Source organism: Acinetobacter sp. NIPH 298 (assembly GCF_000369505.1).
GTDB lineage: Bacteria > Pseudomonadota > Gammaproteobacteria > Pseudomonadales > Moraxellaceae > Acinetobacter.
The window spans coordinates 37,197-50,309 of sequence record NZ_KB850054.1 but is presented as its reverse complement, the minus strand read 5'-3'; the positions used below and the strand labels follow the sequence as shown (position 1 = coordinate 50,309).

Sequence of the window (13,113 nt, the reverse complement as noted above, 5' to 3'; positions counted from 1 at the left end):
GTATAATTCAAAACACTAAAACATTAGGCTATAAAAAATGAAAACTGACCCTATTATCACAAAAACCAAATTTAGATTAATGCTAATTTCTTCTCTGCTCTTCGCCACTCTTAGTACAATATCTGATGCATATGATGAAACATCTATCTCAATAAATGAGGCTTTATCAATAAATCCCCAAAACTGGGAATTAGTCATTATCTATATTCTTTTGATTGGTTTTTTTGCTGTATTGATCGGTTTATTTAGATTTAAAGAATGGGCAAGAAAACTATACATATACGGTTTTTTCCCAGTCTTATTAATTTATCTGCTACCAAGTTTCTCATGGTCTTTTATGCAAGGCATCGGAGCAATTTTTTATGAATTAGGTAATATTATCTCTACACTAATCTGGGGTATTTTAGTTGTACCTAGCCTCTACCAACCATTATTCCAAAAAAATGTTAAATGATACGAATCGTTTTTATATGTCTTACACTCTTTATTTTATGGTCTGGCTATCAAAGCTACCAGCATCCTCAGCTCAAATTTAACTCGCTTTTGGATCGGATCACCCACCCTTTCGATACACGGCTTCGCTATCGTATAGCAGAAGTTGACCCTCGCTTTAAACTCAGTGTTGAACAAGTGAAAGAGATTAGCCAACAAGCCACACAAATTTGGAACGATGGGACAGGAAAAGAATATTTTGTATACGATCCTAACGCTCAACTGAGTATCCATTTAATTTATGATGAGCGTCAAATTGAAAGTGAACTACGTCGACAACATTTGACTGAGCTAGATGCAAACCAACAACAATGGCGAAATAAGAAGAAACAGCTTGATCAAATCGAACAAACAATGATGCAAAACAAACAATCTCTAAACTTAAAACGACAACAGCTCGATCAGCAAATTCAACACTACAATCAAGAGCAACACGCTGCCCGACTCAAGCCGTCATCGACCGCGCATCAGCAATATTTCCAACAACGGCAACAGGTTTTACAACAAAATATTGAATTATTAAAACAAGAAATAGCACAATACAATCAAAAGGTTATTGAGCTAAATCAAAAAGTTGATGAGCTGAACGCACTGGATCAACAATTAAGCACCTCAGTCAGTCAGTATAAACAACGTTTTCAACCCCATTTATTTCATAAAGGCTTATTTAATGGAAAACAGATTCTCATTTATGAGCTTGAATCCAAGGATGACCTAAAGTTAACACTGGCGCATGAGTTTGGACATGCTCTAGGGCTAAAACACAGTGATGACCCGCATGCTCTCATGCATCCGATTATGAAAGATCAAAATGCTGCTCATTTTCGTTTAACACCAGCCGACCTGAATTTATTGTTGGCACGTTAATCCAAACAACCTGTTGAAATCTGATCAAGCCAGAATCTAATCAAAATTCTATTCAATGTTATGCATGGTGATTTATAGCTAAGAGGCAGCGCATGACCAAAATACCAGTAGACCATTCATGTCACTAATAAACAATTTTTTGTCCAAAGGGAAAAAACTTTTCAGTTCGGGATGATTCTTACAAAAGTTAACAATTTGATCATTTTACAGCCAGTTTTACTTTTATTTTAGTCATATAAAGCTTAATCCTTTGATATTTTTCGACTTATGATAAAAAAACAACCTGTTTTTTGATTTATTTATTGTGTATATCATTCGTTTCATTGTTCGCTTTATTAGAACAAAATCACAATTTTTAGCTTTATTTATTAAATAGATAGCACTTTGACCTAAGCAAAAAATTACTCAAGAATAAATTTTATTTTGGGGACTTTACATGCGTGATCAAGGTTTAATGATCGTCATTGCGACATGCTTATACATGGGCGTGCCTCATGCAAGTTATGCTCAAAATCATTCGCATGGCGCAACTCCCCATAACCACCATACGGTTGAAACCCCCATACATTACCGTATTGCAGAGATCGACCCAAGATTCAACTTAAGCAGCCAGCAGATGCTTGAGCTAACCCAACAAGCTGCAAATATCTGGACACAAGAAACGGGAAAACAACATTTTATTTATGATCCACACGCCAAATTTAGCATTCACTTGGTTTATGATGAACGTCAACAACAGAGCACTCATCGTGTTCAAAGCTTGGATCAAATCTCACAACAACAAAAACAATGGGAAAATCAGCATCAGCAGCTACAACACGTCAAAGATGAAATCGAAAAAACCACAACCCAGCTCATCAATAAACAAGCGCAGCTCACCGCCCAATTTCAACAATATAACGCAGATGTACAGCATTTTAATCAACAACGTTCATCGTCAAAAAACTTAGCGAATCAGCTCGCGCAGCGCCAAAAAACACTGCAACAACAAGCTGCTACACTACAGCATGACATGCTGTTGCATAAGCAAAAAACACAGCAAATTAATCAGGAGATTAAAAACTTAAATCAAAAAAACCAGCAGCTTGTTGCCGCAGCGAATCAATTTAATCAAGTCTTTCAACCGCGTCTATTTCATAAAGGTCATTTTAATGGCAAACAGATTGTTATTTATGAGTTTACGACTGCAGATGATTTACGTTTAACGCTCGCACATGAGTTTGGACATGCTTTGGGATTGGCACATACGGATGATCCTAAGTCTCTAATGTATCCCGTTATTCAACAGCAAAATTTGCAAAGATTTTCACTTACTGATTCTGATCGAAACTTGGTAAAAGCAATATACTAAGTATAAAAATACCTCCAGCGCTGAACTATACAACCAGACAGGCAGTCTATTTTTTAGACAAATAGATTTTTAATTTTACATGATATAGATCGTATTTTATTCAGTTAATTATCGCTATTTATACTGATTATTTTTGCTAAAACTATCATTTTTTTCATCCGAGAATAAAAAATAAATAATTGTTGCTACATTAATTTTAGCTCAACCAGCCTTAAAACTAGAGAATTTTGGCTCAATTAAGCATTTATTTTCTACAGATGTATTTTATTCATTGTCTATAAATATTTTTCAACCCCGTGAATTTAAATACATTTCATCAAATTGACTAATCATAAAAGCTGATTAAAATACAGCCCTTTTCAAGCTTTATCTCCTGCTATGCGTTTATGTTCTCTCCTATTGGCCGCATGTTTTTTTATGCTGGCTCAAGCATCGGCTTTTGCTCAAATTTCCTCAAATTCTACCCAAAACCAAGTCCGCTATAATACAGCGCACCCTTTGCACTACCGTATTGCCAATTTTGATCCTCGCTTAAAGATTAGTCAGCAGCAAATGATTGATTTAAGCAAACAGGCGGCAGCAATTTGGGAAAAAGACACAGGACAACATTATTTTGTTTATGATCCTGAAGCTGAGTTTTCCATTCATTTAGTCTTTGATCAGCGTCAAATTCGCAGTATGAAACGCGCTGAAAGTTTGAATCAATTAGAACATGAACAACAAATTTGGCTAAATGAAAATCAACAATTACAACAGCTCAAACAAAATGTAGCGCAATCAAAACTGCAACTTGAATTACAGAAAACTGAATATCAAACCCGTGTTGAGAATCAGCAACAACATAAACAGCGAAGCTCGATTAAAACCTTATTTACGTCAATTCAAAAACAACAACAAGATCTTGAACAACAGTCTGTACAGCTACAAAATCGTATTGCTAAACATCAGCAGCTGGTTCAGCAACTTGACCTACAAACAGAAAAGTCCAAACAACTTTACCAACAATTAACCCAATCAATTGCTGAATTTAATAAAACCTTTAAGCCACAGACTCTACACAAAGGTCAATTTGATGGGGACAAAATTTTTATCTATGAGTTTTCTTCAATCGATGACCTACGGCTAACTTTAGCGCATGAATTTGGACATGCCTTAGGACTAAAGCATACCCAAGATCCAAAATCTTTGATGTACCCGCGCATCAAAGCACAAGATGCCAAAGATTTTAAACTCACCAATACAGATTTGGAGCTATTGGGTTTTTCTCGCTAAGGCTTGAGCTGTACAGGCTAACGGACATTTATAAGCTGATGTTTTTGTAAGATGACAAGAATGGGTCGATTGTTTTGATTTATTCATGTTATTGTGGAGTGAAAACATCATCTTAGTCTAAATGGAGATCAGCATGAGTTATTATCATATCTTAATTGAAGTGAATGACCACATCAGTACGATTGAGCAGACTCGTGATATCGAAATCTTGGATATTCAAAATATTAGCCCTTATCTTCATTCGATTTTGATTCCTTATTTCAATGAGCAAATCCTCGAGCTTGAAGATGAAAATATTGCGCATGATGAAATTCTACATTTAGAGGTCAAACAGACCTTATTGCCGATTGAGCATTTAATCGAAGAAGAACAAAAACAATTGCCGAGTGATACTGATGTCACCATTACCGCTTATGAAATTTTTAATGATCGTGATTTGAGCCAAGATGTGACTGCGGTGATTTTTGATATTTTAGAAGCTGTAAAATTAGATGCCGCACCATAAATAAAAAAGGTCTGCTATTCAATAAGCAGACCTTTTTTATTACTACAATTTATTGCATCATTTTTTTGGCTTGTTCTTGACGGAACGCAGCTAAAATCTGCTGTCCTGCACGGCCTGTTGGATTAAGTCCCAAACGTGTTTGTTCTTGACGAATCGCTTGACGACTTTTGTCTCCAATTAATCCGTCTACAGCACCAATATCATGACCACGTTGAATCAAAAATTGTTGAATTTCACGACGTTCTGCTCTTGATGTTCCCGCATCATCTGTCGGCCATGTCGTTAAAAATGGCGTCCCACCTCGCAGACGGTCAGACAAATGTGCAATAGCTAAACCATAACTTTCAGCTGCATTATAGCTATAAATCGCATCGAAATTTTTAAACACCAAGAACACAGGACCATTGGCACCTGAAGGTGCAATCAAACCTGCAGGCGTACTGCCTGATAAATTTCCTTGCACCAAAGCCCGACCATCCGCACGCGTTACGCCCTGAGCAATCCAACTATTTAGTGATTTTTTATTACGACGGCTTTCACCAGAAATCGACATGCCTTGTGGAATTTTCACCTCAAAGCCCCAAGGCATCCCTGTTTGCCAACCCGCACGTTTTAAAAAGTTTGCTGTTGATGCCAAAGCATCTGGAATACTGGAAACAAGGTCACGGCGACCATCACCATCAAAATCTACGGCTAAACGCTCGTAGGTAGATGGCATAAATTGAGTATGTCCAAACGCACCTGCCCAAGAACCAAAGAGCTGATCTTGAGTGACATCACCACGTTGTAAAATACGCATGGTGGCAAAAAACTCACCACGGAAATAACTCTGACGGCGGCCTTCACAGCTCAATGTCCCTAATGCTTGTAATAAAGGATAGCGTCCAGAAATATCACCAAAATTACTTTCCACACCCCATACCGCGACAACGGTTTCGGCGGGAACGCCATAAGCTTGCTCTACTCGTCTTAAGACATCACGATGTTGCGCGAGTTTTTGCTGTCCCGCTTGGACTCGCTCGTTATCGACCAAGCCCGATAAATAATCCCAAATCGGTGTTGAAAACTCAGGTTGATAGTTCAGTCGATCAATCACCGAATAATCCGCAGTCAAATTTTGGGTATAGCGGTCATAATTCGCGGCTGAGACACCAGCAGCAACAGCTGAAGATCGTAAACTCGCCAGACAACTCTGAAAATTCCGAGTCGGCGTAAAACTGCTGTTATTTGCAGCTGTTGGCGTTGTTGTAGTGGTCGTAACTTTTGCGCCATTGATGATCAGCTCAGCATGGGCACTATAAGATAAGGTCAACAAGGCAGAGCCTAGAAAAAAAGGGAAATAATGTTTCATGTCTTAACCATAATTTTTGAATTCAAATTTCTTGTTCACCTTAACACGCTCTATCAAGATGTATAGTTTGGAAACGTAACTTTGAATTCATTCTTCCTCGTTTAAATTTAAAGTTCTCTTTTTAAATTCAAAACACAGACACTATTTAAATTTAAAAAGCCCAAGCGCCATGTTTTGAATTTAAAATAAGCTTAACTCAACACATCAACTTTGAATTTAAAACACAACCAGAACGTCGCATCAGTTTTAAATTCAAAAAACACTCCGATTTAAATTCATTTTAACAACCCAACTCATGAGATCAGAAGAGAAAATTGCTGATTTATAGCTTTTTTCTCACTTCTAAATACTTAGAACCCAAGAAAATAGATACCCACAGGCCCATCATTTAAATTCAAAGCAATGATACTCACCACTTTTAAATTTAAAACTTGAGCGCATTTTTAAATTCAAAAACAACACAAGCAAATCCTCGTGTTTTGAATTCAAATTAAGCCCATAATTTAAATTCAAAAGTCAGAAACAAAGTTATCCACACCTCAGCATAAATCCAACAGCATTCATTTTTTGAATTTAAAAAATAACGGGCATAAAAAAGCGATCCGAAGATCGCTCAATTGTGGATAAATATTTTAAATTTAAATACTCATTTCATCCGTCAAGGCCAACGGAACAGGTAAAATCTGAGCAAGTTGACGACATAAAACAGTTAAATCATCGCGATTATTCGGCATCAACGTAATATGACCCAACTTACGACCTGCACGCTCAGACTTATTATAAAGATGTAAATGCGCACCGTTGAGTGCCAAAACGTCTTCTGATCGAGGATGCTGACCAATAATATTGATCATTACCGTAGGACGAATCACCTCAGTTGAACCTAACGGTAATCCCGCAACTGCGCGAATATGGTTTTCAAATTGCGAGCAAATCGCACCTTCAATCGACCAATGCCCCGAGTTATGGACACGACATGCCATTTCATTGGCATATAAACCTTGTTCAGTCACGAACAATTCAAGCGTCAGCACACCCACATAATTGAGGTGATTCAACAAACGGGTAATATAGTCTTGCGCAACAGGTTGTAAATCAGTGCTATTTGGCGCAGGCACAATGGAGTGTGACAAAATACCATTGTGATGGTGGTTTTCAGCAAGTGCCCATGTTTTGACATCGCCATCTTGACCACGCACCGCAATAATGGATACCTCACGGCTGAATTTCACAAAACTTTCTGCGATCAAGCTTTTTGCAGGGCCAAGCTCAGCCCAAGCGGTATCAATTTGATCTTCTGATCTTAGAACGAATTGACCTTTGCCATCATAGCCGCCAGTCACGGTTTTTAAGACAATGGGTAATCCAAGCTCAGCGACTGCTTGCTTTAAACCATCTAAGCTATCTACAGCACGATACGGCGCAACAGGGATATTCAATTCATCGAATAAGCTTTTTTCAGCTAAGCGGTTTTGTGCAGTGGCCAAAGCAAGTCGAGGAGGGTGCAATGTCTTGGTTTGGGTCAAAACATCGACATCCGCGACAGGGGTATTTTCAAACTCAAGGCTAAATACATCTGCACTAGCAATAAAATCCTGCAAAGCATGCTCATTTTTACTTGAGAACACAGGCCCTAAAATCGCCGCAGGACAATCTGTTTCTGCTTCAAAAAAGCTACATTGAATATTCAGTGGAAGGGCTGCTTGCGCCATCATGCGTCCAAGTTGCCCGCCGCCAAAAATACCGATGGTTTTATTCATGATCAACCTCGTTATACTTGACCAGGAATGTTTTTGCTCGACACTTTCTCAGTTTGTGCCGTACGGAAATCCGCAACATTTTTTGCGATCTCAGGACGGGTTAAACCGAGAATTTGAGCTGCCATGATTGCTGCATTAGTCGCACCAGCTTGACCAATCGCCAATGTTCCCACCGCAATGCCCGCTGGCATTTGTACGATTGAAAGCAATGAGTCGACACCATTTAAAATAGAAGATTTAACAGGTACGCCGAGTACCGGTAAATCAGTCTTGGCTGCACACATCCCCGGTAAATGCGCTGCACCACCAGCACCCGCAATAATCACTTGGATACCACGATCACGGGCTGTTTCAGCATATTCAAATAAACGGTCTGGGGTACGGTGCGCAGAAACCACTTCAGCTTCAAATGCAACACCCAATTGTTTGAGCATATTTGCTGTATGTTCAAGCGTTGCCCAATCTGATTGAGAACCCATGATAATCCCGACTAAAGGTTGGCTATCTGTTGCGACCGCATTCATTGGCTTTTCCAAAACTTGATAAAAATAGAGCAGTGTCTCGACTTACGCCAAGCACAAAGGAATAAATTGGCAGATATTATAGCGGTTTTTTCAAGCATCCCCAACTAAAGAACGCTTTTAAAACCCGCCAAAAATTTAGCTTTGATTGCGAAAAACGAAATAGACACAACCAAGTAAACACAACATTGCCCAGACATAATCCAGCTTAAAAGGCTGTTTAAACATAAACAGTAAAAATGGCACAAAGACCAATAAGGTCACCACTTCCTGAGTAATTTTCATTTCCCCCAAACCCCAGCCATGTTGACTCAATAGTTTGGTGGCAGGAATCATAAAACTGTATTCGAGTAGGGCAATACACCAACTCAGTAAAATCGCCTGCCATATCGGTGCATCATGTAAATATTTTAAATGGCCGTACCATGCCAAGGTCATAAAACAATTGGAAATCACCAATAGACAAAGCGCTAAAAGAGTAGGGCTCAAGTTCATGTCCTTCTGATTCAGAATACAAGCTTAATAGGGAGATTGGAGTCAGTATAAAAGCGTTGAAATCTTAACACTTCTCGCTTTAATTTTAAGTAAACAACAACGAATTTTGACTATCTTTTCCATATCAGCCTTGCTATCTTTTGAGGCAAATTTTTAATTGCATTACACACGTTTATTGCGTGATTGGATAAAGAGAGAAGCATGATGCATCTGCATATTTTGGGTATTTGTGGCACATTTATGGGGTCTTTGGCTCTATTGGCACGAGATTTAGGACATAAAGTCACAGGCTCAGATGCCAATGTTTATCCACCGATGTCGACTCAATTGGAAAATGCAGGCATTGAGCTGATGCAAGGCTATGACCGTAGCCATTTGCAACCGCATCCAGATCTAGTCATCGTCGGCAATGCCATGAAACGTGGCATAGATGCGATCGAATACATGCTCAATGAAGGTTTGCCGTATATATCAGGTCCACAATTCTTAGCAGATCACGTGTTGCAAGGTAAACATGTACTGGGGGTCGCAGGAACACATGGTAAAACCACGACCACAACCATGCTGGCTTGGGTACTCGATCAAGCAGGTTTAAACCCCGGCTTCTTGATCGGTGGTGTACCACTTGGTTTTAGTGAAAGCGCGCGTTTAGGCGGTGGTCAATACTTCTGTGTTGAAGCAGATGAATATGACTCTGCTTTCTTTGATAAACGTTCTAAGTTCGTTCACTATCACCCTAAAACGGCGATTTTAAATAACCTTGAATTTGACCATGCCGACATTTTTGATGATCTTGCTGCGATTCAAAAACAGTTCCACCATCTCGTGCGCACCATTCCAAGCGAAGGGCGTATTATTGCACCGATTACCGAAACCAATATTGATGAAGTGTTGGAACAAGGCTGCTGGACACCTGTCATCCGCACCAGTCTTGAACCGAATGCTCAAGCAGCGTTATCGGCTGAATTGATCAGTGCCGATGGCAGTCATTTTAAAGTGCTTGAACAGGGCAACGTGATCGGTGAAGTGAAATGGAGCATGACAGGCCAGCATAGCGTTGCCAATGCTTTAGCGACTATTGCTGCCGCGCAACATGTTGGTGTCAGCCTTGAACAAGCCTGCGATGCATTATCAAATTTTGGTGGTGTAAAACGTCGTATGGAATTGTTAGGTACTATACGTGGCATCGAAGTCTATGATGACTTTGCCCATCATCCAACCGCGATTGAAACCACACTGGACGGCGCACGTAAGCGTCTAGGTCAGCGTAAACTTTGGGCGATTATTGAGCCACGTTCAAACACCATGCGTATGGGTAGCCACAAAGATGGTCTAGCGCATTCAGCACGTTTAGCGGATGAAGTGATTTGGTATCAACCAGAAGGTTTGGATTGGGATTTACAACCCATCATTTCTGCATCATCAAACAAGGCCGAGGTCAGCCGTTCTTTGGATGACATCATTGCCCGTGTGGTGAATGAAGCAGGTGAGGGCGATGCGGTGGTGATCATGTCCAATGGTGGTTTTGGTGGTTTACACCAAAAATTGATTACGGCTTTGTCGTGATCTTTAAACGACATTTAACCTAAGTGCAACTTCAATATTTTCTCTCACTTATTGAAAAAATTGTATTTCAACGGAGTCTTACAAGTTCTCATCCAATTTCAGGATCAGCCTGCGGCTCGCCCTACTTTTCTTTCGGGAAAAGTAGGCAAAACCATTGTCATCTGCAAAACCTGTCCTCTTCTTGCACTTATTAAGATATATCGCAGAAACAATATCTTATTTACACCACGCAGGTTGCAGATGACATTTCCGAGTATCATATTTCATCGAAGTCATGTTAATTCAGTATCGTGACAGGCAGCATCCATACCAAATACAGATATATTCCATCCAATATTAAACTGCAATCAACTCAATTTATTCACCAATTTTAATGGCAAAATCTTCATTGCAATCCCTACAGGCAACCACGGCCACTGCGGCACATACGCTTTTACAGGCGCTTTCTCAATCGCTTTCACTAAAGCACGGCAACCTGTTTTTTCATCCACTTCAAACGGCAATTTTTTCGCGCCTTCATTTAGCTCAGTTCGAATATAACCAGGGAAAATCGTTGAAACTTTGATCGGGGTATTCAACAATTCAGCACGAATCCCTTCTGCCAAATGCGCCACTGCGGCTTTACTGGCTGCATAAGTCGATAAATGCTTCGGTAAACCACGCATCGCACTCATCGAAGAAATTACCACCAAATGACCTTTATTTTGCGCTCTAAAGATTTCAACTGCTGCTTCACATTGTGCCAATGCGGAAATAAAGTTGGTTTCTGCCGTGGCGCGATTAATTTCAAAATGACCTTTGCCTATACGGCGTCCTTCACCGACACCTGCATTGACAATAATACGATCAATGGTGCCAAATTCTTGCTGAAAGGCTTTAAACACTGTAAAGACATCATCATAACGAGTGACATCCAAAACTTTAATTTTGACCTGAACCGAAAATTGGTTTTCTAGCTCTTGTTTGAGGGTTTCTAACCGCTCTAAACGTCGTGCACAAAGCGCAAGGTTGTAGCCTTTGGCAGCAAACTCACGCGCCATACCTGCGCCTAAACCTGAACTTGCACCTGTAATTAAAATCGTCTTTGCCATGTCTGCCACCTATTCTTGTTTAAATCCATGTTAAAAGTTCTGCATCTTGTGCTTTTAAATAATGATGCTCATTAAAACTAAGTAATTGCAAATGACCATTGTTCCAACGCAACGTCGTGATACTGGCATTGGCAAGTGACCAATTCAGTGCAAAAATTTGTTTGGCATTTAGCCCCAACACCTTGCCCACCGCCACTGAAATCACACCGCCTGAGCTAAACACCACCGCTTGACGATGTTGTGTGGCGTCCATGCTTTCACACAGTCCTTGCAACGCTATTTCCACTCGTGTTTGAAAGGCTAACCATGTTTCATGATATTCATGGTCATATTGCTCTCCAATCCAACGATCAATCGCACCATCAAAGATTTTAGCCAGATAAGCACGCAGGTTTGCCACTTGTGCAATATCCTGTTTGAGCAATTCAGGTTGCTTAAAACGCGGTTCGTATTGTGCAAATACCTGCTGATGATCAAACTCGTTCCATGCAGACTCAGTTTGAATCAGCGCATCCTGAAAACTTTGTGCCAAAGCCAATTGCGCGGTTTGTTGATGACGTTGCATTGAACCTGCAAGCACAAATGGAGTTTGCTTTAAGCTGCGCTTAAAAAAATCACCCACCATCTGCGCTTGTTGCTCGCCTTTGGCTGAGAGCTGGTCATAACTTGCTGCACCAAAGGACGCTTGCCCATGTCGCACCAAATATATTGTGCTCATGGCTTTAAAATATCCTGTAATTTCGCCACACATTCAGGAATAAGTTGCTGCGCCGCTGTATTGTCTTGAGCAATCAGTTTTAAGGCCCGAATATGCAAAGCATGAATCATGATCCAGAAATCTTTAAAGGCTGGATTATCGGTTTGTTGATGGTAGTAGCGATAATAAATTTGTTGCGCAATCACGGCTAAACGGAACAGACCAAACACTTCATAGAAAGCCCAATTTTCAGGTTGTAAGCCTGTTTTCTCAAGATAATAATTCACCACTTGTTGACGCGTCAGCATGCCTTTTAGATTGGTGGGCTGACGGCGAGTGGACTTCATCAACGCATCATCATCATCCTGAATCCAATAAGCGAGGGCGCTACCTAAATCCATCAACGGATCGCCCAAGGTCGCCATTTCCCAATCCAGCACGCCAATCACTTTGGTTGGCTGTTGTGGATCTAAAATCACATTATCAAAACGCCAATCGTTGTGAATCACACAGGTTTTGGCATCGGTAGGAATGTGTTGCTGTAGCCACTGACGTACAAAGGCAAAATCAGGAACATTCGGGGTCAAGGCTTTTTCATACCGCGCATCCCAGCCCTCCACCTGACGTCGACAATAGCCGTCACCTTTTCCGATTTTTTCTAACTCATTGCCCTGATAAGGGACTTGATGCAGTTCAATCAATTTATCTAAGACATTCAAACAAAGTTGCTGTACCTGTTGCTCATCGAGTTGTAATTCTTTGGGTAAATTGGCACGCGGAATAATGCCCTCAATCCGCTTCATCACATAAAAATCACAACCGATGACACTCTCGTCTTGGCATAGGGCAACCATTTCAGGCAGCACTGGATAGAACGGGGCGAGGTGCTTTTGCACATTGTATTCACGGGCCATATCATGCGCGGATTTGGCTTTGGTGCCTTTGGGTGGGCGACGTAAAATCAGATCTGCATTGTCATATTGCAAGCGATAAGTCCAGTTGGAAGCCCCACCTGAATATTGGGTCACTTGCACTTGTCCTTGTAAACTTACATCCTGAGTTTTTAACCACATTTCAATTGCGGCAACATCCAGTTCCTCACCGTTACGAACTTGATCAGCTACATCAATCACTGCCATTTTCTT

At 40.4% G+C, this 13,113-nt stretch carries 13 protein-coding genes; 6 read left to right on the top strand and 7 right to left on the bottom strand.

Going from position 1 to position 13,113, the window contains the following annotated elements:
• Nucleotides 1-37 precede the first annotated feature (37 nt).
• The 5 genes from F903_RS02630 to F903_RS02610 all read left to right on the top strand — a co-directional run bounded on the left by F903_RS02630 (nucleotide 38) and on the right by F903_RS02610 (nucleotide 4,487).
• Entirely contained in the window at nucleotides 38-454 is a 417-nt protein-coding gene (locus tag F903_RS02630; RefSeq protein ID WP_005194400.1) for a hypothetical protein, read from the top strand.
• Nucleotides 451-1,359 (top strand): matrixin family metalloprotease, encoded by a 909-nt coding sequence (locus F903_RS02625; protein ID WP_005194398.1) that lies wholly within the window; start codon nucleotides 451-453, stop codon nucleotides 1,357-1,359. Before F903_RS02630 ends, F903_RS02625 begins: the two co-directional genes overlap by 4 nt.
• A 436-nt stretch (nucleotides 1,360-1,795) precedes the next feature.
• Nucleotides 1,796-2,710: a matrixin family metalloprotease gene (locus F903_RS02620; RefSeq protein WP_005194396.1), complete on the top strand. Its 915-nt coding sequence runs from the start codon at nucleotides 1,796-1,798 to the stop codon at nucleotides 2,708-2,710.
• Nucleotides 2,711-3,088: 378 nt separating this feature from the next.
• Entirely contained in the window at nucleotides 3,089-3,982 is an 894-nt protein-coding gene (locus F903_RS02615; RefSeq protein WP_005194394.1) for a matrixin family metalloprotease, read from the top strand.
• Between the two features lie 121 nt (nucleotides 3,983-4,103).
• On the top strand, nucleotides 4,104-4,487 hold the full coding sequence (locus tag F903_RS02610; RefSeq protein WP_171063489.1) for a hypothetical protein: 384 nt from the start codon (nucleotides 4,104-4,106) through the stop codon (nucleotides 4,485-4,487).
• Between the two features lie 49 nt (nucleotides 4,488-4,536).
• Here F903_RS02610 and F903_RS02605 read toward each other — a convergent pair whose 3' ends face one another.
• From F903_RS02605 to F903_RS02590, 4 genes are all read right to left on the bottom strand, one after another.
• Nucleotides 4,537-5,838 (bottom strand): lytic murein transglycosylase, encoded by a 1,302-nt coding sequence (locus tag F903_RS02605; protein ID WP_004672200.1) that lies wholly within the window; start codon nucleotides 5,836-5,838, stop codon nucleotides 4,537-4,539.
• Between the two features lie 638 nt (nucleotides 5,839-6,476).
• On the bottom strand, nucleotides 6,477-7,598 hold the full coding sequence (locus F903_RS02600) for a 5-(carboxyamino)imidazole ribonucleotide synthase (protein WP_005194391.1): 1,122 nt from the start codon (nucleotides 7,596-7,598) through the stop codon (nucleotides 6,477-6,479).
• A gap of 11 nt (nucleotides 7,599-7,609) precedes the next feature.
• On the bottom strand, nucleotides 7,610-8,122 hold the full coding sequence (purE, locus tag F903_RS02595) for a 5-(carboxyamino)imidazole ribonucleotide mutase (protein ID WP_005194389.1): 513 nt from the start codon (nucleotides 8,120-8,122) through the stop codon (nucleotides 7,610-7,612).
• A 135-nt stretch (nucleotides 8,123-8,257) separates the two neighbouring features.
• Nucleotides 8,258-8,614 carry a DMT family protein gene (locus F903_RS02590; protein ID WP_005194387.1) on the bottom strand — a complete coding sequence of 119 codons (357 nt, stop codon included), beginning with the start codon at nucleotides 8,612-8,614 and terminating at the stop codon, nucleotides 8,258-8,260.
• Nucleotides 8,615-8,818: 204 nt separating this feature from the next.
• Here F903_RS02590 and mpl point away from each other — a divergent pair, with 204 nt between their 5' ends.
• Nucleotides 8,819-10,180: a UDP-N-acetylmuramate:L-alanyl-gamma-D-glutamyl-meso-diaminopimelate ligase gene (mpl, locus tag F903_RS02585; RefSeq protein ID WP_005194385.1), complete on the top strand. Its 1,362-nt coding sequence runs from the start codon at nucleotides 8,819-8,821 to the stop codon at nucleotides 10,178-10,180.
• Nucleotides 10,181-10,527: 347 nt separating this feature from the next.
• On the opposite strand, the gene F903_RS02580 is transcribed toward mpl, so the two are convergent.
• From F903_RS02580 to F903_RS02570, 3 genes are read right to left on the bottom strand one after another with little or no spacing between them, the layout of a single operon-like run.
• Nucleotides 10,528-11,271 carry an SDR family oxidoreductase gene (locus F903_RS02580; protein ID WP_005194383.1) on the bottom strand — a complete coding sequence of 248 codons (744 nt, stop codon included), beginning with the start codon at nucleotides 11,269-11,271 and terminating at the stop codon, nucleotides 10,528-10,530.
• Between the two features lie 19 nt (nucleotides 11,272-11,290).
• Nucleotides 11,291-11,989: a histidine phosphatase family protein gene (locus F903_RS02575; RefSeq protein WP_005194381.1), complete on the bottom strand. Its 699-nt coding sequence runs from the start codon at nucleotides 11,987-11,989 to the stop codon at nucleotides 11,291-11,293.
• Nucleotides 11,986-13,107 carry a phosphotransferase family protein gene (locus F903_RS02570; protein WP_005194380.1) on the bottom strand — a complete coding sequence of 374 codons (1,122 nt, stop codon included), beginning with the start codon at nucleotides 13,105-13,107 and terminating at the stop codon, nucleotides 11,986-11,988. Before F903_RS02570 ends, F903_RS02575 begins: the two co-directional genes overlap by 4 nt.
• Nucleotides 13,108-13,113 lie beyond the last annotated feature (6 nt).